At 67.6% G+C, this 19,776-nt stretch carries 16 protein-coding genes; 8 read left to right on the top strand and 8 right to left on the bottom strand.

Annotated elements, in window-relative coordinates:
• Positions 1-109: 109 nt before the first annotated feature.
• Positions 110-754 carry a maleylacetoacetate isomerase gene (gene maiA, locus DIE23_RS31790; RefSeq protein WP_124615861.1) on the bottom strand — a complete coding sequence of 215 codons (645 nt, stop codon included), beginning with the start codon at positions 752-754 and terminating at the stop codon, positions 110-112.
• Positions 755-951: 197 nt separating this feature from the next.
• On the opposite strand from maiA, the gene ybiB reads away from it, so the two are divergent.
• Positions 952-1,926, top strand: coding sequence for a DNA-binding protein YbiB (ybiB, locus tag DIE23_RS31785; protein ID WP_124615859.1), 975 nt, complete (start codon positions 952-954; stop codon positions 1,924-1,926).
• A gap of 394 nt (positions 1,927-2,320) precedes the next feature.
• Positions 2,321-3,967 carry a 2-isopropylmalate synthase gene (leuA, locus tag DIE23_RS31780; RefSeq protein WP_124615857.1) on the top strand — a complete coding sequence of 549 codons (1,647 nt, stop codon included), beginning with the start codon at positions 2,321-2,323 and terminating at the stop codon, positions 3,965-3,967.
• A gap of 143 nt (positions 3,968-4,110) precedes the next feature.
• Here the strand turns inward: leuA and DIE23_RS31775 are convergent, their stop codons facing one another.
• The gene (locus tag DIE23_RS31775; RefSeq protein ID WP_124615855.1) at positions 4,111-4,494 is read right to left on the bottom strand and encodes a nuclear transport factor 2 family protein; all 384 of its coding nucleotides are present in this window, start codon (positions 4,492-4,494) and stop codon (positions 4,111-4,113) included.
• Positions 4,495-4,539: 45 nt separating this feature from the next.
• Complete coding sequence (locus DIE23_RS31770; RefSeq protein ID WP_124615852.1) at positions 4,540-5,109, bottom strand: acyloxyacyl hydrolase; 570 nt, start codon at positions 5,107-5,109, stop codon at positions 4,540-4,542.
• 359 nt (positions 5,110-5,468) lie between these two features.
• Here DIE23_RS31770 and rpoH point away from each other — a divergent pair, with 359 nt between their 5' ends.
• The 5 genes from rpoH to cydX all read left to right on the top strand — a co-directional run bounded on the left by rpoH (position 5,469) and on the right by cydX (position 9,928).
• A complete protein-coding gene (rpoH, locus tag DIE23_RS31760) occupies positions 5,469-6,404 on the top strand; it encodes an RNA polymerase sigma factor RpoH (RefSeq protein WP_124615848.1) in 936 nt (311 codons plus the stop codon).
• Between the two features lie 327 nt (positions 6,405-6,731).
• A complete protein-coding gene (gene cydP / locus DIE23_RS31755; RefSeq protein ID WP_124615846.1) occupies positions 6,732-7,013 on the top strand; it encodes a cytochrome oxidase putative small subunit CydP in 282 nt (93 codons plus the stop codon).
• Positions 7,003-8,583 carry a cytochrome ubiquinol oxidase subunit I gene (locus DIE23_RS31750; protein ID WP_124615844.1) on the top strand — a complete coding sequence of 527 codons (1,581 nt, stop codon included), beginning with the start codon at positions 7,003-7,005 and terminating at the stop codon, positions 8,581-8,583. Before cydP ends, DIE23_RS31750 begins: the two co-directional genes overlap by 11 nt.
• A gap of 31 nt (positions 8,584-8,614) precedes the next feature.
• Positions 8,615-9,751, top strand: coding sequence for a cytochrome d ubiquinol oxidase subunit II (cydB, locus tag DIE23_RS31745; RefSeq protein WP_124615842.1), 1,137 nt, complete (start codon positions 8,615-8,617; stop codon positions 9,749-9,751).
• Positions 9,752-9,805: 54 nt separating this feature from the next.
• Positions 9,806-9,928, top strand: coding sequence for a cytochrome bd-I oxidase subunit CydX (gene cydX, locus DIE23_RS31740; protein WP_124615840.1), 123 nt, complete (start codon positions 9,806-9,808; stop codon positions 9,926-9,928).
• A 109-nt stretch (positions 9,929-10,037) separates the two neighbouring features.
• Here cydX and DIE23_RS31735 read toward each other — a convergent pair whose 3' ends face one another.
• The gene (locus DIE23_RS31735) at positions 10,038-10,481 is read right to left on the bottom strand and encodes a hypothetical protein (RefSeq protein ID WP_260436250.1); all 444 of its coding nucleotides are present in this window, start codon (positions 10,479-10,481) and stop codon (positions 10,038-10,040) included.
• Between the two features lie 42 nt (positions 10,482-10,523).
• Here DIE23_RS31735 and DIE23_RS31730 point away from each other — a divergent pair, with 42 nt between their 5' ends.
• The gene (locus tag DIE23_RS31730) at positions 10,524-13,010 is read left to right on the top strand and encodes a family 20 glycosylhydrolase (protein ID WP_124615838.1); all 2,487 of its coding nucleotides are present in this window, start codon (positions 10,524-10,526) and stop codon (positions 13,008-13,010) included.
• Positions 13,011-13,189: 179 nt separating this feature from the next.
• On the opposite strand, the gene nagE is transcribed toward DIE23_RS31730, so the two are convergent.
• The 4 genes from nagE to nagA form a co-directional block, all read right to left on the bottom strand.
• The gene (gene nagE, locus DIE23_RS31725; RefSeq protein ID WP_124615836.1) at positions 13,190-14,953 is read right to left on the bottom strand and encodes an N-acetylglucosamine-specific PTS transporter subunit IIBC; all 1,764 of its coding nucleotides are present in this window, start codon (positions 14,951-14,953) and stop codon (positions 13,190-13,192) included.
• 87 nt (positions 14,954-15,040) lie between these two features.
• Positions 15,041-17,623, bottom strand: a complete 2,583-nt coding sequence (ptsP, locus tag DIE23_RS31720) for a phosphoenolpyruvate--protein phosphotransferase (protein WP_124615834.1) — start codon at positions 17,621-17,623, stop codon at positions 15,041-15,043.
• A 15-nt stretch (positions 17,624-17,638) separates the two neighbouring features.
• Complete coding sequence (locus DIE23_RS31715) at positions 17,639-18,646, bottom strand: SIS domain-containing protein (protein WP_124615863.1); 1,008 nt, start codon at positions 18,644-18,646, stop codon at positions 17,639-17,641.
• Positions 18,639-19,742, bottom strand: a complete 1,104-nt coding sequence (gene nagA, locus DIE23_RS31710; protein WP_124615831.1) for an N-acetylglucosamine-6-phosphate deacetylase — start codon at positions 19,740-19,742, stop codon at positions 18,639-18,641. The genes DIE23_RS31715 and nagA overlap by 8 nt, the downstream gene beginning before the upstream one ends.
• Positions 19,743-19,776 lie beyond the last annotated feature (34 nt).

Here is a 19,776-nt window from a genome sequence, read left to right as displayed (position 1 = left end):
AATACAAAACGCCCGATGCGGTGCATCGGGCGCTCTAGTGCCTGGATACTGTCAACCTATTCCAGGACTTGACAGCGGCCGGAAGCCGTCAGCCGGCGGCCCCGCGGCGTCATTCGGCGTCGGGCTGCACGCCGGGCTCGGCGGCCTTGAACGCATCGAGCGTCGACGCATGATCGGCGATCCGCTGGATCGTCGGAAAGCGCGTCGTGTCGATCGAGAAACGGTTCGCATTGAACGCCTGCGGAACGATGCAGATATCGGCGAGCGTCGGCGTGTCGCCGAAGCACAGCCTGCCGGTGCGCGGATCGTTCGCGAGGCGCGTCTCGAGCGATGCGAAACCCGCCTCGATCCAGTGCCGGTACCATTCGTTCTTCGCTTCCTCGGGCACCTTCAGCGTGTGCTTCAGGTACTTGAGCACGCGCAGGTTGTTCAGCGGATGGATCTCGCATGCGACCTGCAGCGCGATCGCCCGCACATACGCGCGGTCGGCCGGCGCCTTCGGCAATAGCGCCGGTTCGGGATGCGTTTCCTCGAGATATTCGATGATCGCGAGCGATTGCTGCAGCGTGGCATCGCCGTCGATCAGCGTCGGCACGACCGCATCCGGGTTCACCGCGCGGTAGGCGTCCTTCAGTTGCTCGCCGCCGTCGCGCAGCATGTGCACGGGGACGGTGTCGTACGGCAGCTGCTTCAGGTTCAGGGCGATCCGCACGCGGTACGACGCGGAACTGCGGAAATAGCTGTAGAGCTTCATGGGATGTCTCTCTTTTGGTCGTATTCGGCCGGCAACGGGGCCTGCAGCGCGCGCTGCACCGCCGGGAACCCGAGTTTAGCGCGCCGCGCGCCGGCGGCGCGCGCTGCCGCGCTTGGCCGAGCCGCGCCCGTGCGATACTCGGGGCATTCCTTACCGCTCACCGCGCGGCCGATGCCGGCCGCCCGCCCCACGCCCCGATGACCGCTCCCCACGACTCCGCAGCCTCGCCGTTCCCTTGCGCCCGCTTCATCAAGGAAATCGGCCGCGGCCCGCACGGCGCCCGCGCGCTGTCCGCCGAAGACACGTTCGAGCTCTATCGCGCGATGCTCGACGCGCGCGTGTCGGACGTCGAACTCGGCGCAATCCTGATCGCGTATCGCCTGAAGGGCGAAAGCGCCGACGAACTGGCTGCGATGCTCGCCGCCGCGCAAGCATCGTTCGAACCCGTGCACGTGCAGGATGCCGCGTTCCGCCCGGTGTCGATCCCGAGCTACAACGGTGCGCGCAAGCAGCCGAACCTGGTGCCGCTGCTCGCGCTGCTGCTCGCGCGCGAAGGCGTGCCGGTGCTCGTGCACGGCGTCGAGCGCGATCCGGGCCGCGTGACGAGCGCGGAGATCTTCTCGGCGCTGTCGATCGCGCCGTCGACGTCGCACGACGCGATCGAGGACACGCTCGCGGAGCGCCGCGTCGCGTTCGCGCCGATCGCTGCGCTGGCGCCGCGCATCGCGCATCTGCTGTCGCTGCGCGGCGTGCTCGGCGTGCGCAACTCCACGCACACGCTCGTGAAGATTCTGCAGCCGTTCGCGCCGGCCGGGCTGCGACTCGTCAACTACACGCATCCGCCGTACCGCGACAGCCTCGCGCAGCTGTTCCGCGATCATCCGGACGCCGCGCTCGGCGGTGCGCTGCTCGCGCGCGGCACCGAAGGCGAAGCGGTGGCCGACACGCGGCGCCAGGTGCAGGTCGACTGGCTGCACGACGGCGTGTGCGACACGCTGATCGAGCCCGAGCGCTCGTCGAGCGACGCGCCGCCCGTCGCGCTGCCCGAATCGCGCGACGCGGCGACCACGGCCGCGTGGACCGACGCCGTGCTGCGCGGCGACATTCCGGTGCCCGACACGCTTGCGCGGCAGGTCGACACGATCGTGCGGATCGCCCGGCTCGCGGCGTGACCGGTATCCCGGGCCGGCACGCTTTCGCGCCGGCCTTTCAACCGACCATTTGACACGCGCACGCATCCTGGCATAGAGTTGTCGCCATGCGTTCCTTTCCGAACACCCTCCGAATTACCTCCGGCCGCCTAGCGCGGTCGCTATCGCTACGACTAGCCTAAGGCTGTCTTAGCGCCGTGTGCTGTCCGCACGGTCCCTCCCTGCAGTTCCTCGCAGCACCCTTCTCGCAGTTTTTACAATCCGAAGTCGTCAGCATTCGTCCGTCTATCCGTCGGTCGATTCGCGAAGATCATCCGCATCCGCAGCGCGTTTCCGGCGCCACGGTGCGAGGCAGCGCCAACCGTCGCCCATGCCGCCCGTCTTCGCTCGCGACTTGAGACCCGAGGTCCAGAAGATGAAGCGCAACCCGCAAGACAAGTACCGTCCGTTCGAACCCGTCCGCATCAATGGCCGCCGCTGGCCGACCCGCACCATCGAGCGTGCGCCGGTGTGGATGAGCACCGACCTGCGTGACGGCAACCAGTCGCTGATCGAGCCGATGAGCATCGAGCAGAAGCTGGAATTCTTCGACATGCTGGTCGCGATCGGTTTCAAGGAGATCGAAGTCGGTTTTCCGTCGGCGTCGCAAACCGACTTCGATTTCGTCCGCAAGCTGATCGATGACAAGCGCATTCCCGACGACGTGACGATCGAAGTGCTCGTGCAGTCGCGCGAAGACCTGATCGCACGCACCTTTGACGCGCTCGAAGGTGTGCCGCGCGCGATCGTGCACCTGTACAACGCGATCTGCCCGTCGTTCCGGCGCATCGTGTTCGGGATGTCGAAAGACGACGTGAAGGCGCTCGCGGTCGAGGGCACGCGACTCATCAAGGAACACGCGGCGGCCCGCCCGGACACGCACTGGACCTACCAGTACTCGCCGGAAACCTTCAGCATGGCCGAACTGACGTTCGCGCGCGAAGTGTGCGACGCGGTTGCGCAGGCGTGGCGGCCGACCCGTGATCACAAGATGATCGTCAACCTGCCGGCGACCGTCGAAGCCGCGAGCCCGAACGTGTTCGCCGACCAGATCGAGTGGATGGACCGCAACCTCGCGTATCGCGACAGCATCGTGCTGTCCGTGCATCCGCACAACGATCGCGGCACCGCGGTCGCGGCCGCAGAACTCGCGCTGCTCGCGGGCGCCGACCGCATCGAGGGTTGCCTGTTCGGCAACGGCGAGCGCACCGGCAACGTCGACCTCGTCACGCTCGCACTGAACCTCTATACGCAGGGCATCGACCCGGGCCTCGATTTCTCCGACATCGACGCGGTGCGCCGCGTGGTCGAGCGCTGCAACCAGATTCCGGTACATCCGCGCCATCCGTACGCGGGCGACCTCGTGTTCACCGCGTTCTCCGGCTCGCACCAGGATGCGATCCGCAAGGGCTTCGCGCAGCAGCGCCCCGACGCGGTATGGGAAGTGCCGTACCTGCCGATCGACCCGGCCGACCTCGGCCGCAGCTACGACGCGGTGATCCGTGTGAACAGCCAGTCCGGCAAGGGCGGCGCGACGTTCCTGCTCGAACGCGGGATGGGCTTCACGCCGACGCGCCGCGTGCAGATCGAATTCAGCCACGCGGTGCAGACGCTTGCCGATGCGTCCGGCGAGGAAGTGACCGGCGACGCGATCTGCGCGCTGTTCGCCCGCGAATTCTTCGAGACCGACGGTCCGGCCGAACGCCACGGTGACGGCGCGCGCTGGCAGAACCGCGACGTCGCGGGCCCGCCGCCGGCCGACGCGACGCCCGAAGACGCCGTGCAGCGCGTGGCCGCGGCCTTCGCGACAGCGGCCGGCGCGACGATCGACGTCGCCTCGTGCGAGCACGCGCGCACGATGGACGGCCGGATCGCGGTATCGGTTGGCTGCCGGGTCGGCGATGCACCGCTGCGACATGGCGTCGGGGTACACGACGATGCGGCGAGCGCCGCGCTCGATGCGGTCGTCAGCGCGATCAACCGCTCGGCCTGGCATTGCGCCGACCACCGCGCGGCGGCCTGACCGCCAGGTTTCGATTCAGGGTTCGAACGTCAGCGAGCGGTGCGTGACCGCCCGTGCGCCGCGCGATCCGCGCCGCACGGGCCAACAAAAAGCGGCCCAGCAGGCCGCTCAGGTCGGGACATGAAAACGAGCGCCACGCGCGCTCATGTCTCGGTCGCGCACCGCGTCGCCTGCCACGCGAGCAGGCGCCACTGGCCCTGCTCATGGGTGTGAACGGCGGTATAGGCGATCGGAAACACCAGCCCGCCGTTGTTCGTTTCCATCTCGATCAACGCACGCCCGGTGACGACGCAGGTTGCGTCGCCGACGGGCAGCAGGTCCTGCGACTGGATTTCGATCTGGCGATAGCGGCGGCGGCCGGCGACGATGGCGTCGATGAACTGCTGCTTGGTTTCGCGTTTGCCATTGGTGTGCACGAAGAACACCTTGTCCGACAATTGCGCATCGAGCGCCTCGCCGTCTCCGTCGACCATCGCCCGGAACCGATCGCGCTCGAGTGCGCGAATCGCATCGATCACCTTAGCCATCGCCTGACTCCTCGGCAACGCGCCCGCCGTGCGCGGGCGTGCGGATCAGAAGTTGTACTGCACGTAGAACTGGTGGAAATTTATACCAGGATTCGGCTCTTTGATACCCGCGTTAGACACATGTTGAAAACGATAACCGACCTGATACTGTTGGCGTTCTCCGAACTGTGCGCCGACGCCGACGACGTCCGCGAACTGGAAGGCGGTCGACAGCGACAGATTGTGCGAGATCGTCGGGTGAGTCAGGAACCGGATGCCTGCGCCGGCCTCGATGAACGGGCGAACCTGGCCCGCGCTCTTGATGAAACGGAACATCGGCGTCGCGCCGATCTCCCCGAGGTTGGCGTGAACGTTGCCGCCCGTGTGCCAGTAGCCGACGTTGCCTTCCATCACGAACGCGAAGTGCCAGCCGCCGATTTCCCACCAGTTCCAGCCCGGATCCCACACCACGCCGAGATCGCCCGTGTCGATCCCGTGGCGATCGGAAAACCCGCCGCCCGCCTGGATCCCCCACCGGTCCGCAAATGCGGCCCCCGATCCGCCCAGCAGCGACGCCGCCAGCAGCGCATGCAGCGCAAGCCGGCTACGGGGCCGGCGATTCTTCTTATTGTTCATCAGACACTCCAACTTTGCGGGTTGAATGGAGCCTTGCCGCAGCGGCCGGCCCGAGCGAACTGAATGGTATGGTAAAGGACTTTTCGGATCGGCATCGCGAAGCGAAATTGTTTGCTTCCAAAACGACAAAAATCGAAATCGTCTACCGATTACCATCAGAAACAAGGACTTACGGAACTTCCTCCGGCCAGCCCGGTCGCAAATTAGACTATCGACTCGACAAGCTCGATAGAAAACCGGGAACTCGGATGGCCACGCACCCTCTAAGGAATTAGCACTCGGATTACGGGAGTGCTAAGATGGGCCCCGGAATCTCATCCGAGACTAGGGTTTGTCCCTGATTCCAAAGGAGTTTTTTAGTGAGCCACGCCCTGACCCTTCCGAACACCCTGAGCCCGACGCCGGCCAAGGCCGAATCGGCAGGCTCGCTGGCGCTCGCAACTCAATCGATGTTGCCGGGCCAGCTTGGCAACATCGACGCGTATATCCAGGCCGTCAACCGGATCCCGCTGCTGAGTGCCGAAGAGGAACGCCAGTACGCGACCGAATTCCGCGAAGACAACAACCTCGACGCGGCACGCCGCCTCGTGCTGTCGCACCTGCGGCTCGTCGTGTCGATCGCGCGCAACTATCTCGGCTACGGCCTGCCGCACGGCGACCTGATCCAGGAAGGCAACATCGGCCTGATGAAGGCGGTGAAGCGTTTCGACCCGGCGCAGAACGTGCGCCTGGTGTCGTACGCGATCCACTGGATCAAGGCCGAGATTCACGAGTACATCCTGCGCAACTGGCGGATGGTGAAGGTCGCGACGACGAAGGCGCAGCGCAAGCTGTTCTTCAACCTGCGCAGCCACAAGAAGAGCATGCAGGCGATGACGCCCGAGGAAATCGACGGCCTCGCGCAGGAGCTCAACGTCAAGCGCGAAGACGTGACCGAAATGGAAACGCGCCTGTCGGGCGGCGACATCGCACTCGAAGGGCAAGTGGAAGACGGCGAGGAGTCGTACGCGCCGATCGCCTACCTGGCCGATTCGCACAACGAGCCGACCGCCGTGCTCGCCGCACGTCAGCGCGACATGCTGCAGACGGACGGCATCGCGCAGGCGCTCGAGTCGCTCGACGCACGCAGCCGCCGGATCATCGAGGCGCGCTGGCTGAACGTCGACGACGACGGCTCGGGCGGCTCGACGCTGCACGATCTCGCGGCCGAGTTCGGCGTGTCGGCCGAACGCATCCGCCAGATCGAAGCGAGCGCCATGAAGAAGATGCGCACCGCACTCGCCGAATACGCCTAAATCCGCGATTTAGAGCGCGTCACCCAAAACCGCTGCCCAACTCGGCAGCGGTTTTTTTTCGCCTATCCTTTCTCCCGTTTTTTTCGTATTAATCGACCTTATTGATCGGGTATCGGGTGGTTTCGGGCCCCTTCCGCATAACCTTGATCTACCTCAAGTTTCAGCTCGCGCTTCGCGACGGTCTGCCGCAGCGCAGCACTCGGCATCGAAATGCCGGCATCTTAAAATTGGCACGTCGGCATAAAAGGATTAAAACAGCTTCACGGCCGTAATAAATCCGACGTAGAGTCGCCCCAAAACCCTGTAAATCGATTCAGGATAATCACCTTGATCTCGATCAATAAAGAGCCCGCTCCGCCGTCGTCCGCGCAGCCGGCGGGCACGCCCGGCTGGCGCGCGCGCATCGGCGCGTGGGCACGCGGGCCGACCCTCGCCCGCGACATCACGCTGGTGCTGATCGTCAAGCTGATCCTCTTGATGTCGCTCAAATACGCATTCTTCAATCATCCGCAGGCTGAGCATATGTCGCTGCCGCCTGCCGCCGTCGCCGAGAAGCTGCTCTCGGTGCCGGCGCCTGCATCCACCGAGGGAGACCACCATGATAAGTAGCGAAGTCGTCGATCTGTCACGTCTGCAGTTCGGCATCACGGCGCTCTACCACTTCCTGTTCGTGCCGCTGACGCTCGGCCTGTCCTGGCTGCTCGTCATCATGGAAGCCGTCTACGTGATGACCGGCAAACAGGTCTACAAGGACATGACCCAGTTCTGGGGCAAGTTGTTCGGGATCAACTTCGCAATGGGCGTGACGACCGGCATCACGCTCGAATTCCAGTTCGGCACGAACTGGTCGTATTACTCGCACTACGTCGGCGACATCTTCGGCGTGCCGCTCGCGGTCGAGGGCCTGATGGCGTTCTTCCTCGAATCGACCTTCGTCGGCCTGTTCTTTTTCGGCTGGAACCGCCTGTCGAAGGTCAAGCACCTGATGGTCACGTTCCTCGTCGCGCTGGGCTCGAACCTGTCCGCGCTGTGGATTCTCGTCGCGAACGGCTGGATGAACAATCCGGTCGGCGCCGAGTTCAACTACCAGACGATGCGCATGGAAATGACGAGCCTGTTCGACGTGCTGTTCAACCCGGTCGCGCAGGTGAAGTTCGTCCACACCGTGTCGGCCGGCTACGTGTCGGCGGCGATGTTCGTGCTCGGCGTGTCGTCGTGGTACCTGCTGAAGAAGCGCGATGTCGACTTCGCGCTGCGCTCGTTCGCGGTCGCGGCCGGCTTCGGCCTCGCGGCGACGCTCTGCGTGATCGTACTCGGCGACGAATCGGGCTATACGACCGGCGAAGTGCAGAAGATGAAGCTCGCCGCGATCGAGTCCGAATGGGAAACGCAACCGGCGCCCGCGTCGTTCACGCTGATCGGCATCCCGAACCAGGACGAACAGCGCACCGACTATGCGATCAAGATCCCGTACGCGCTCGGCCTGATCGCGACGCGCTCGATCGACGAACCGGTGATCGGCCTGCGCGAGCTCGCGAAGCACAGCGAGGAGCACATCCAGAGCGGGATGGTCGCGTACGGCGCGCTGCAGAAGATCAAGCAGGGCGACACGAGCGAGGCGACCCGCGCATTGTTCGACCAGCACAAGCAGTATCTCGGCTACGGGCTGATGCTCAAGCAGTTCACGCCGAACGTGACGGACGCGACGCCCGAGCAGATCAAGGCCGCCGCGAAGAAGACGATCCCGCCGGTCGCGCCCGTGTTCTTCTCGTTCCGGATCATGGTGGCCCTCGGCTTCCTGTTCGTCGCGACGTTCGTCGCCGCGTTCTGGTTCTGCGCGCGCCGCGAACTGCTGCAGGACAACCGCCGCTGGTTCCTCCGCTACGCGGTGTGGGCGATCCCGCTGCCGTGGATCGCGATCGAATTCGGCTGGATCGTCGCCGAACTCGGCCGCCAGCCATGGACGATCGCGGGCGTGCTGCCAACGCACCTGTCGGCGTCGAGCCTGCAGCCGAGCGACCTGTACCTGAGCCTCGCCGGCTTCATCCTGTTCTATACCGCGCTGTTCGTCATCGAGATCAAGCTGATGTTCAAGTACGCGCGCCTCGGCCCGTCGTCGCTGCATACCGGCCGCTATCACCACGAACTCGCCGCAGCCGGCGAGCGTGCCGCGGTTTGAGCACGCCCCCGCAACGGAACAAGGAATCGCTATGGACTATGCAACTCTCAAGCTGATCTGGTGGCTGCTCGTCGGCGTGCTGCTGATCGGCTTCGCCGTCACCGACGGCTTCGACATGGGCGCGACCGCGCTGCTGCCGTTCCTCGGCAAGACCGACGACGAACGCCGCATCATCGTCAACACGGTCGGCGCGACGTGGGAAGGCAACCAGGTGTGGCTGATCACGGCCGGCGGCGCGATGTTCGCCGCGTGGCCACTCGTCTACGCCGCGTCGTTCTCCGGCTTCTACTTCGCGATGCTGCTCGTGCTGTTCGCGCTGTTCTTCCGGCCGGTCGGCTTCGACTATCGCAGCAAGCGGCCCGACCCGCGCTGGCGCGCGGGCTGGGACTGGGGCCTGTTCGTCGGCGGCTTCGTGCCGGCACTGGTGTTCGGCGTCGCATTCGGCAACCTGCTGCAGGGCGTGCCGTTCAAGTTCGACAGCGACCTGCGCGTGACCTACTACGGCGGCTTCTGGGCGCTGCTGAACCCGTTCGCGCTGCTCTGCGGGCTCGTCAGCCTCACGATGCTCGTCGCGCACGGCGCCGCGTTCATCAAGATGAAGACCGACGGCGCGATCGCGCGCCGCGCGTCGATCACGCTGCGCGTGTCGGCGCTCCTCGCGGTCGTGCTGTTCGTGCTGGCCGGCGTGCTGATCGCGTCGACCATCGGCGGCTTCCACATCACGCACGCCGCGCCGACCGACACGGTCGCGAACCCGCTGCTGAAGGACGTCGCCGCCGGCTCGGGCCTGTGGCTCGCGAACTACGGCGAGTATCCGTGGATGATCGCGGCGCCAGTCGTCGGGATCACGGGCGGCCTGCTCGCGCTGCTGCTCGCCGGCTCGAAGCAGGAAAAGACGGCGTTCTTCTGCACCGGCCTGATGATCGCCGGCGTGATCCTGACCGCTGGCTTCTCGATGTTCCCGTTCATCATGCCGTCGTCGCTCGACCCGCGCAGCAGCCTGACCGTGTGGGATTCGACGTCGAGCCACATGACGCTGCAGGTGATGCTGTTCGCGGTGATCGTGTTCCTGCCGATCGTCCTGCTCTACACGAGCTGGGTGTATCGCGTGATGCGCGGCAAGGTCACGCACCAGTCGCTCGAAGAGAACAAGCACTCGATGTACTGAACCCGGCCGGGGCGCGCACGCGCCCTCGCCCACCGTTTCGCAAGGAGTCGAATCATGTGGTATTTCAGCTGGATTCTCGGTATCGGCGTCGCGCTGTCGTTCGGCATCGTCAACGCGATGTGGCTCGAAGCGCGGCAGAAGCCGCAGGAAGCGCCGGCACGCGCACGCCGCGACTGACGCATGCGCGTCGGCGGATCGCCGCGCCGACGTCGGGAACGAACCTCGCTTCATGCGAGGTTTTTTTTCGTCCCGCCCCGCCGGACAGGCCGCGCGCGCCGATGCCAATTTAGCGCCAGATTGATACCACTTGAATACCAATAAAAGGTTTCATAAGATCTTTGGACACGGCCGCTGACAGGCCGAATCCATTTTCGGTGGGGGAGACATGCGAGCCCCGTGTCTGGCGCGCGCCTGCGCGCCGCGTCGTCGTTTGCGTGCAGCCGCCGGTCGCCCGGTGGCGGCGCTCGCCGTTGCGATTGCGGTCGCTGACGGTCGGTCCGGTCGGCCCGGTCGGTCGTTTCCCGCCGACGACGGCCACATCGACGCCGCGGCGGCCATCGCCCATCGCCGATGAACCCGCCGACGTGCGCTCGCCGATCCGATCGGCACGCTTGCCCACCTCCCGTTCCGTAACGCACGCGATCCGCGTGCCGAACACGCGCGGCGCGAGCGCCTCGCGCCGCGCGCTGGTGCCCCGCAGCTCCGTTGAAAGCCCCGACCGCAGCGACATCGTTCCACGATGTCGCTACGCCCCTTTTTATCAGGAGTTCGAATGAAAAGCACGTTGCCCTCCCTGTTGGCCGGATTGCTGATCGCGGCGCTGTCGCCGGCCGCGAGCTGCGCCGCGACCGCGCAAACCACCGCCGGCGCGACCACCGGCAGCCTCGCCCAGCCCGCCACGCAGCCTGCCGATCTCGCGGCCCTGCTGGCGAACGGCCTCGCGTTGCGCGTCGCCGTCGACAACAATCACGCGGTCGCGGCCGGCGTGCCGTGCGCCGATCTCGGCGCGGACGGCGCGGCCTGCGCGACGGGCCGCCTGTTCCTGCAAAACCGCGGCCACCAGCCGATCGCCGACGGCGGCTGGAAGCTCTACCTGCACAGCATCCGCCGCCTGCTGCGAATCGACAGTCCGGGCTTCGCGCTACGCCGGCTCACCGGCGACCTGTACGAGCTGACGCCGCAGCCGGGATCGGTGCGGCTCGCACCCGGCGAACGCATCGAGCTGCCGTTCGTCGCCGAATACTGGCTGCTGCGCTACAGCGACGTGATTCCGCGCCCGTATGTCGTCGTCGACGGCGCGTCGCCCGCCGTGCTCCGCTACAACGACACCGACGACGAGCTCCGCTATGTCGAATCGCTGCCGGCCGACGCGCAGAACAACTCGACCGGCAACGCGCCGCCCGTCGCCGCCCGCCCCGACGCGAGCCGCGCACTACCGAGCGTGAAGCGCGAGCAGCCGCTGCCCGGCACGCTCGACCTGCGCGGCGTCGAGCTCGCGCTGCCGGACCTGCCGGACGCGCAAGTCGCGGCGCTGCGCGAACGCGCGACGACACTCGGACTCGACGGCGTGCGCGTGCCGGTCCGCGGCGCCGTCGCACCGCGCCAGCTGCCGGCCGACATCGCGACGCCGGGCGGGTACCGGCTCGCGATCGGGCCACGCGGCGTGCTGATCGAAGGCTACGATCGCGCGGGCCTCTACTACGGCGTGCAGACGCTCTACTCGCTCGCGCCCGCCGGCGGCGGCCCGATCCCGGCGATGCTCGTCGAGGATGCGCCGCGCTTCGCGCATCGCGGGATGCATGTCGACCTCGCGCGCAACTTCAAGCACCCGGCGACGCTGCGCCGCCTGATCGACCAGATGAGCGCGTACAAGCTCAACCGCCTGCACCTGCATCTGTCCGACGACGAAGGCTGGCGCATCGAGATTCCCGGCCTGCCCGAGCTGACCGGCATCGGCTCGCGCCGCTGCCACGACCCGAGCGAGACGCGCTGCCTGCTGCCGCAACTCGGCTCGGGCCCCGACAACCGCTCGGGAGGCGGCTACCTGACGCGCGACGACTACGTGGCGCTCGTGCGCTACGCGACCACGCGTTTCGTCGAGATCATCCCGGAGATCGACATGCCCGCGCATGCGCGCGCGGCCGTCGTAACGATGGAAGCGCGCTATCGGCGGCTGCATGCGGCTGGCCGCGAGCAGGAAGCGAACGCGTACCGGCTGCTCGATCCGCAGGACACGACGAACCTGACGACGGTCCAGTTCTACGATCGTCGCAGCGACCTGAACCCGTGCGTGCCGGGCGCGCTCAATTTCGCGTCGAAGGTGATCCGCGAGATCGCGGCGATGCATGCGGACGCGCAAGCGCCGCTGCACACCTGGCACTACGGCGGCGACGAAGCGAAGAACATCTTCCTCGGCGCCGGCTTCCAGCCGCTGAACGGCACCGACCCGAACAAGGGGCGCATCGATCTCGCCGCGCAGGACAAGCCGTGGGCACGTTCGCCCGCGTGCACGGCACTCCTCCAGCGCGGCGAGATCAAGTCGATCGACGAGTTGCCGACGCGTTTCGCGAAACAGGTGAGCGCGGCGGTCAGCGCGAACGGGATCGACACGATGGCCGCGTGGCAGGACGGCATCAAGCATGCGAACGGGCCGCAGGACTTCAGCACGCGCCACGTGATGGTGTCGCTGTGGGACACGATCTTCTGGGGCGCATCCGACAGCGCACGCGACCTGAGCGGCAAGGGCTACCTGACGGTGCTCGCGCTGCCCGACTACCTGTACTTCGACTTCCCGTACACGCTCAACCCGCGCGAACGCGGCTACTACTGGGGCTCGCACGCGACGGACGAGTACAAGGTGTTCTCGCTCGCGCCCGATAACCTGCCGCAGAACGCCGAAGTGATGGGCGATCGTGACGGCAACGCATTCGAAGTGACGGGCACGGGCCCCGCGCCGCGCATCGAGGGCATGCAGGGGCAGGCGTGGGGCGAGGTGATGCGCAACGACACGTTCCTCGAATACATGGCCTATCCGCGCCTGCTCGCGCTCGCCGAACGTGCGTGGCACCGGGCCGACTGGGAGCTGCCGTATGCGGCCGGCGTGCGCTTCAGGCGCGGCGACACGCATCACGTCGACCTGGCCGCGCTGCAGCGCGACTGGGCCGGTTTCGCGACGCTGCTCACGCAGCGCGAATTGCCGAAGCTCGACCGGGCCGGCATCGCCTACCGGAAGCCGACCTTCACGCTGACGAACCCGTGAGCGGTTGACGGGCTGAACGGGTGATCCGCGCAAGCGGTACGCGATGCGGATGAGTGCATCGCGCACACGCACCGCCAAGGAAAAACGGCTTGCGACGCATCGCAAGCCGTTTTCGCTTTACCGACTGGTGGCCCGACCCGGCTACGCCGACCGGGCCTGTCTCATCGCATCATGCCGGATCAGGCCGGTTGCGGGGCCGCACCGCCGCCCGTCGACGTCAGGCGCGCGCCGAGCTGTTCCGCATAGCGTGCCGCCGCGTTGCCGCAGACGATGTGGAACGTGTCCGGCGACACCCATGCAACGTCGAGCGCGCCGAGTCGATCGCGATCGACCGCCGATGCGTCGCGCACGACGACGCGCAGGCGCGTGGTCGCGATCGAGTCGAGCGATGCGACGTTGGTCGCGCCGCCGAACACCGCGAGCCAGCGCAGCGGATCCGGATCGAGCGGGCCGGCCGCCGCGCCCGTGACCGGCTGCGCAGCCGCGACCGTGGCCGTCGCCGCCGCACCGGTCGCGCCGCTGCCGATCGCCGAACGCATCTCGTCGGCAATGATGTCGGCCTCGGGCCCGATGATCACCTGCACGCTGCTACCGCCCCGCTTGAGCACGCCGCGCGCGCCGATCGACTTCAGTTCCGGCTCCGACACCTTCTCCGGATCGACGACGGTCAGGCGCAGGCGCGTCGTGCAGGCGTCGACGACCGTCAGGTTGCCCGCGCCGCCGAGTGCGGCAATGTAGCGCTGCGCTCGCGGTGCTGCGGCCGCGGCACCGGCCGCCGGTGCGACGAAGCCGCCCGATGCGTACGACTCGGTCGCCGCGTCGGCCGAGGCCGGCTCGCGGCCCGGCGTCGCCATGTTGAACTTGCGGATGAAGAAACGGAACAGCCCGTAATACGCGACGCCGTACGCGATGCCGAGCGGCACCGCGATCCAGCCCTTCGTCGACAGCCCGTAGTTCAGCACGTAGTCGATCGCGCCGGCCGAGAACGTGAAGCCGAGCTTCACGCCGAGAATCTGGCAGATCGCGAGCGACAGCCCTGTGAGCACCGCGTGGATCACGTACAGCACCGGCGCGAGGAACATGAAGCTGAATTCGATCGGCTCGGTCACGCCCGTCAGGAACGACGTGAGCGCCATCGAGAACAGCAGGCCGCCGACCATCGCGCGGCGCTCCTTCGGCGCTTCGTGCAGCATCGCGAGACACGCGGCCGGCAGGCCGAACATCATGATCGGGAAGAAGCCGGCCATGAAGGTGCCCGCGGTCGGATCGCCCGCGAAGAAGCGGTGCAGGTCGCCGTGCACGAGCTCGCCGCCGGCCGGCGGCGTGAAGTTGCCGAACACGAACCATGCGAGCGAGTTGATGATGTGATGCAGGCCCGTGACGAGCAGCAGGCGGTTCAGGAAGCCGAACACGAACGCACCGATCGCGCCCGCCGTCGTCAACCACTGGCCGGCCGCGTCGATCACATGCTGGACCGGCTGCCATACGTATCCGAACACGATGCCGAGTATCACGCACACGAGCCCGGTGATGATCGGCACGAACCGCTTGCCGCCGAAGAACGCGAGGTAGTCGGGCAGCTTGATGTCCTTGTAGCGGTTGTACAGCAAGCCCGCGACCACGCCCGCGATGATCCCGGACAGCACGCCCATGTTCAGCTTGGGATCGATGTCCTTCATGATCGCGGTTTCGATCAGGTAACCGATCGCGCCCGCGAGTGCCGCCACGCCGTTGTTGTCCTTCGCGAAGCCGACCGCCACGCCGATCGCAAACAGCAGCGGCAGGTTGTCGAAGATCGCGCCGCCGGCATCGGCGATCATCTTGATATTGAACACGTCCGGCTGCCCGAGTCGCAGTAGGATGCCGGCAACCGGCAACACCGCGATCGGCAGCATCAGCGCCCGGCCCAGGCCCTGTATCTTCAGAAACGGATTCCCGTCCATTCAGTCCTCCAATCCATGTCTCGTCATTAAGCGTCGTTGACCTAATTGCTTTCGTAGTGAAACGGGTCGCGTGCCCGCCGTCGACGTTCAGTCGAGCGGCCAGACCTCGCGGCTTGCTGCCCTTACCGCCTGTGCCGAGTCGAGTGCGAGCAGATCCTGCGCACGCTGGCGACACAGCTGGTAATCGAGACGGCGCACGCGCGCCTTGATGCCCGGCACCGACACCGGGTCGACCGACAGTTCGGTCACGCCGAGGCCGACGAGGATCGGCACCGCGAGCGGATCGCCGCCCAGCGCGCCGCACACGCCGATCCACTTGCCATGCTTCGCGGCGCCGCGCACCGCGATGTCGATCAGGCGCAGCACGGCCGGATGCAGGCCGTCGGACTGCGCGGCGAGATCGGCCTGGCAGCGGTCCATCGCGAGCGTGTACTGGGTCAGGTCGTTGGTGCCGATCGACAGGAAATCCGCGTGCTGCGCGAGCTGGTCGGCAAGCAGCGCCGCCGACGGCACCTCGATCATCACGCCGACCTCGATCGGCTCGGTGCGGCCCTGTGCACGCGCGAATTCGTCGATGCGCTTGCGCAGCCGCACGAGCTCGCCCGCATCCGTCACCATCGGCAGCAGGATGCGCACCGCGCCGAATGGCTTCACCGCGAGCAGGCCCTGCAGCTGATCGTCGAGCAGATCGGGGCGCACCTGCGCGAGGCGGATGCCGCGCAGGCCGAGCGCCGGGTTCGGTTCGGGCGGCAGCGTCAGGTAGTCGACTTCCTTGTCGGCGCCGACGTCGAGCGTGCGGATGATCGCGGTGCGGCCCTGCAGCGCGTCGACGATCGACTGGTAGCTCTGCTGGTGCTCGACGACGCTCGGCGCGGCCTGGCGATGGATGAACATCAGCTCGGTGCGCAACAGGCCGACCGCGTCCGCGCCGTTGTCGACCGCGATGTTCGCGTCGTCGAGTGTCGCGATGTTCGCGGCAACCTCGATCGCGCGACCGTCGACCGTCGCAGCGGCTTCGCGCGCCTGCTGCCGGTTCGCTTCGCGCACGCCGTCCAGGCGCTGGCGTTCGTGGCGCGCGCGCTCGACGTCGAGCGCGGTCGGCGCGTGTTCGAGACGGCCCGCGCTCGCGTCGACGACGACCTGCGTGCCGTCCGGAATCGCGTACAGCGCATCGCCGACCGCGACGAGCGCCGGAATGCCGAGCTGGCGCGCGATGATCGCCGCATGCGACGTCGCGCCGCCGCGCGCCATCACGAGCGCGGTCACGCGCTGGCGATCGAGCGACGACAGGTCCGACGGCGTGAATTCCTCCGCCGCGAGCACGGCCTCGTCGGGCAGCGTGCGCGTCGCGCCGCTCGTGTGGCCGAGCGCGCGCAGCACGCGCTTCTCGATGTCGCGCAGGTCGGCCGCGCGCTCGGCGAGCAGCGCGTCATCGAGTTTCGACAGCGTGTCGATCTGCGCGCGGATCGTCGCCCGCCACGCGAAGCCCGCGCTCTTGCCGAGGCTGATCTGGTCGCGCGCCGCGTCGACCAGCGTCGGGTCTTCGAGCAGCACGCGATGCACCGCGAAGATCCCCGCCTCGCCGACCGCGCCGCGCGCCGATGCGTTGCGAACCGTTTCGTCGAGTTCGGCGTCGACCGCCTTCAGCGCCTGGTCGAGCCGGCGGCTTTCCGACGCGGGCGTGCCGGCCGCCTGTTCGGGCGGCACGATGTCCGCATCGTCGAGACGCACCAGCGTGCCGACCGCGATGCCGGGTGCCGCGCAAACGCCCGCGAGCGTGTTCGGATCGAGCATCGCGCCGGTGTTGTGCACGACAGTCTGCGGCGCGGGTGAACGCAGACGCGCCGGTTTCTCCTCGACTTCGCCGTGCGCTTCGCGCAGCAGTTCATGCTCGACCGCATCGACGGCTTGCTGCGCATGCGCGCCGCGGCCGACCAGCTCGATCGTCGTGCCTTCGCCGGCGCCGAGGCCGAGCAGGCCGACCACACTTGCGATCGGCGCCTTGCGACCATCGAAATGCACGTCGACATGCGCATCGAGCCCGCGCGCGGCTTCGCGCGCCCGTGCGGCCGGCCGCGCATGCAGGCCGCCCGGCTGTGTCAGCACGACCTCGCGGCGCACTTCGTTCATCGCCGCCGCGCCGGCCTGCGCCGCCTGCGCGGCGGCTTCGCCCTTGCCGCGCAGCGTCAGGAGCGGCGTCTCGCCGGCCGTCGCGAAACCGCTCGCGCGCTCGACGACGTCGAACGCGTCGGAGTTCGCGATCGCGATCACCGAGACCAGCGAATGCGCGCTGCGCGCGACCGCGTCCTGGTCGAACTCGATCAGCGGGTCGCCCGCTTCGACACGCGCGCCAGCCTCGACGCGCGCGGTGAAGCCCTGCCCGTTCAGCTCGACGGTGTCGATGCCGATATGCAACAGCACTTCCGCGCCTTGCGGCGTCGTGATCGTCACCGCGTGGCCAGTGCGCGCGAGATGCGACACGATGCCGGCGCACGGCGCGACGAGCTTGCCCGCGAGCGGGTCGATGCCGATGCCGTCGCCGAACATCCCGCCGGAGAACACCGGATCGGGCACATCGGCCAGCGCGACGATCGGCCCGGTCAGCGGAGCGAGCAGGACGATCGGATCATGGGTGGAACTCTTCAACTGGGACTCCTCGGCGCGTCTCATCGGCTGTCTCGGCTATCAGTGCGTTTCGGTGACTTTGTTCAGGTGGCGCGGCGTGTCGGGATTGCGGCCGCGCGCGACGGCGAGATCCGCCGCCATCACGTAGAACGAAAGAATGGCGGCGATCGGGTCGAGCGCCGAATGGGCGGACTGCGCGAGCGGCAAGGTCGCGCCGGGCGTGCCGGCGGGTGCCGCGAGCAGCACCGCTGCGCCGCGCGCGCGCATGTCCTGCGCGAGCTGCAGCAACCCGGCCTGCTCGGGCCCCGGCGGCGCGAACACGAGCAGCGGATAGTCGCGGTCGATCAGCTCCATCGGGCCGTGACGAACTTCGGCGCTCGAGAATGCCTCGGCCTGGATGCCGGAGGTTTCCTTCAGTTTGAGCGCGGCTTCCTGCGCGATCGCGAGGCCGAGGCCGCGGCCGATCACGATCATCCGTTCGACGTCCGCGAGCGCGGCGACGGCCGGCGACCAGTCGAGCTGGCCGGCCTGCGCGAGCGCGTCGGGCAGGCCGCGCAATGCCGTCATCAGCGCGGCGTCACGCTGCCAGTACGCGACGATCTGCGCGGACAGCGACAGCATCGCGATATAGCTCTTGGTCGCGGCGACCGACAGTTCGGGGCCGGCCAGCAGCGGCAACTGGTGCTCGCACGCGTCTGCGAGCGGCGATGGCAGCACGTTCACGGCGGCGACGGTGCGCGCGCCGGCTTCGCGCAGCGCGGCCATCGTGTTGACGAGGTCGGGGCTCTTGCCCGACTGGGAGAATGCGAGCGCGAGCTGGTCCTGCACCTTCAGCGGCGCCTGCTGCAGCGTCGCGACCGACATCGGCAGCGACGCGACGGGCACGCCGAGGCGGCTCATCGTCAGGCTCGCGAAATAGCTGGCGGCGTGATCCGAGCTGCCGCGCGCGACCGTCAGCGCGACGGCCGGCGGGTGATCGAGCAGTTGGCCGGCGAGCGCTTCGACGCGCGTGGTGTCGGCGAGTTGCGCGGCGACGACCTGGGCGGACTCGCGCGCTTCCTTAAGCATATTCGACAATCGATTCTCCTTCGACGTAGGTCGCGGTGAGGTTCAGGTCGCGATCGAACACGACGAGGTCGGCCCATGCGCCGCGCTCGAGGCGGCCGCGATCGGTGACGCCGAGGTAGTCGGCCGCATAGCGCGACATCCGGTTCGATACGTCGGCGATCGGCAGGCCGAGCGACACGAGGTTGCGCAGCGCCTGGTCCATCGTCAGCGTGGAGCCGGCGAGCGTGCCGTCGGCGAGCCGCACGCCGCCGAGGCACTTGGTCACGTGCTGGCTGCCGAGCCGGTATTCGCCGTCGGGCATGCCGGTGGCGGACGTGCTGTCGGTCACGACGTACAGGCGCGGAATCGCGCGCAGCGCGGCACGAATCGCGCCCGGGTGCACGTGCAGCAGGTCGGGGATGATTTCCGCGTACTCGGCATGCGCGAGCGCGGCGCCCACCAGGCCCGGGTTGCGGTGATGCAACGGCGACATCGCGTTGAACAGGTGCGTGAAGCCGCACGCGCCGTGCTTGAGCGCGGCGACGGCGTCATCGTAGGTCGCGAGCGAGTGGCCGAGCTGTACGCGCACGCCGCGCGCGGCCATCTCGCCGATGATCTCGATGTGGCCGGCGATTTCCGGCGCGAGCGTGACGACGCGGATCGGCGCGATCGACAGGTACTTCAGCACTTCGTCGAGCACGGCCGACACGGCCGCGTCCGGCTGCGCGCCGAGCTTGCCGGGGTTGATGTACGGCCCTTCGAGATGCACGCCGAGCACGCGCGCGCCACCGGCCGTGCGGGTGCGGGCGACGGTGCCGAGGTTCGCGACGACCTGCATCAACTCGTCGCGCGGCGCGGTCATCGTCGTCGCTAGCAGGCTCGTCGTGCCGAACTGCGCGTGCGTGCGCGCGATCGTCTCGATCGCGTCGCCGCCTTCCATCACGTCGGCGCCGCCGCCGCCGTGCACGTGCAGGTCGATGAAGCCGGGCAGGATGTACGGCGCGTCGTTCTTCGCGGGATCGGCGGGCGTGCCGTCGAGCGTGGTGATGCGGCCGTTCTCGCTATCGAGCGAGCCGTGAATCCAGCCGTCGGGGGTGAGGATGTTGCCAGTCAGCATGACGTTTCTCTTGATGATCTGGTGACGCGGACAT

Origin of the sequence: Burkholderia sp. Bp9143 (assembly GCF_003853645.1) — a bacterium.
Classification (GTDB): Bacteria; Pseudomonadota; Gammaproteobacteria; order Burkholderiales; family Burkholderiaceae; genus Burkholderia.
Note: the sequence above shows the minus strand (reverse complement) of the source record. Positions and strands in the feature narration are given on the sequence as shown.